We start from the raw sequence: 448 nt of genomic DNA, 5'->3' as shown, positions 1-448 counted from the left end.
CTCGCTCTGCTTCGAATACGACCCGTCAGGGATCTTCTTCTTCACCATCCACGCAACTGGTAATATCGCGTGAAAATTGGCCCTTTAATGCGTATAAAAGTGGCAGAGTGTGTACCGTCGTTACAGTTTTCGCGCGCGAATATATAGGTTTCGGCGGAATGAGAACTCTAAAAATTTATATAGAAGACGAAAATACTCAGGCGGTGCTTTTATGTTTTAAACGCCCAAAGCTTGACAAACTGTTTATTACAGGGCAAAAATATATGATTGGCGGCAGTTTTAAATATAAAGATAAATACGGCGAATTGCAGTCAAGCTCTATTGAAGTAGAGCCTGCGTCTAAGGGCGCGAATTTTGGAAAAATACTGCCTGTTTATCCGCTGACGGCGGGCATTATTCAAAAGAAACAGCCAAGTTTTCTTCTTTGCGTCATAAATCAATCTGCTAA

The 448-nt window shown here is 41.5% G+C and carries 1 pseudogene; it reads left to right on the top strand.

The features are described 5' to 3' along the window. Positions 1-107 precede the first annotated feature (107 nt). Positions 108-448 (top strand): annotated as a pseudogene (locus ACYVRA_RS09055) (ATP-dependent DNA helicase RecG); the annotation flags it as partial.

The sequence above is a fragment of the Treponema sp. R8-4-B8 genome, assembly GCF_054786175.1.
The sequence above is the reverse complement of the archived record's forward strand: the minus strand, read 5'-3'. Positions and strand labels throughout refer to the sequence as shown.